Here is a 1113-nt window from a genome sequence, read left to right as displayed (position 1 = left end):
TGCTCTCGACAGTAGGGCAAGACCTCTGCTTCAATCTGCCGCTCGAACAGGTTGTAGGGGGGCTGGGCGGTGTGCAGAGGAGCCACCTGGCGAAACCGATCCATCTGTTCGGGGGAAAAGTTGCTGACCCCAATGGCGCGGATCTTGCCCTGCTGCAGCAACTGCCCCAGAAACGCCGCCGTTTCTTCGATCGGTTCCAAGGGATCCGGCCAATGAATTTGGTAGAGATCGATCACATCTGTTTGCAAGCGGCGCAGAGAATCCTCCAGTTCTTGGGCCAAGCGAGGCAGGCTGGAGTTGCGCACCACTTTGTTGTTTGTCCACTCCAGTCCCGCTTTGGTGGCGAGAACCACCCGATCGCGGCAACCTGAGTCTTTGATCGCTTGCCCCAGCACTTCCTCCGAAACACCCAGTCCGTAGATGGGAGCGGTGTCGAAGGTGGTTATGCCCAAATCAATGGCTTTGCGAATCGTGGTGTAAGATTCCTGGCGGTCGGAAGGGCCCCACCAGCCGCCGCCCATCGCCCAAGTGCCCAGGCCCACCCGGCTCAACCTTAGCCCTGCATCTGCGAGGGTGACGAACTCCATGGCTGCTCCTGCTGAACCCCGATCCTCCCACTGTGGCCAGGGATCCTCTCCAAAAATCTAGCAGACATTGCTGACAGCAGCCGAGGTTGCGTGAACGACCCAAGCCTGTGACCGGGGTTGGAAGGAGAGGAGAGGCTTTTGACTCTGCTGTTGTAAGGAACTGAATCGATAGGATCCCATTCAAGAGCTGCAGCGTCTCTCAACCCAGAACTTTTGCGAGGAATGGCTCCATGAAGCCCACTTTTCTTGTCTCTACTGTCAGCTCCGTCGGTATGGCTCTCCTGTGGGGATCCCTTCTGGCTGGAAGGGCTGCCCAAGCGCAGGTGATCACCCCTCTTTTCCCCTCTGGAACTCCCATCCCCGTCGAACCCTTGCCCCCCAGCCCGGACATTCCCACCCTGCCCATTGTGCCGGATCCCCGGCCTGTGCCGGCAACCCCTGCTCCCCAGCGACCGCTGCCCAGGGGGAGTTTTGAGGAGATCAGCCGCTACTTCCGCGATCTCAACCGCGCCAAAAACCTGGCCCG

Annotated in this window: 1 protein-coding gene and 1 pseudogene; one reads left to right on the top strand and one right to left on the bottom strand. The window is 59.6% G+C overall.

Annotated features, from left to right (window positions below):
- The coding region (locus NW820_RS07625) for an aldo/keto reductase (protein ID WP_414407140.1) at positions 1 to 587 on the bottom strand (587 nt) is incomplete at its 3' end.
- Positions 588 to 817: 230 nt separating this feature from the next.
- Here NW820_RS07625 and NW820_RS07620 point away from each other — a divergent pair.
- Positions 818 to 1113, top strand: a pseudogene (locus tag NW820_RS07620) (hypothetical protein); the annotation flags it as partial.

Origin of the sequence: Synechococcus sp. R55.7, from assembly GCF_047461955.1 — a bacterium.
Lineage (GTDB): Bacteria > Cyanobacteriota > Cyanobacteriia > Thermostichales > Thermostichaceae > Thermostichus.
This window is presented reverse-complemented; position numbering and strand designations above follow the sequence as displayed.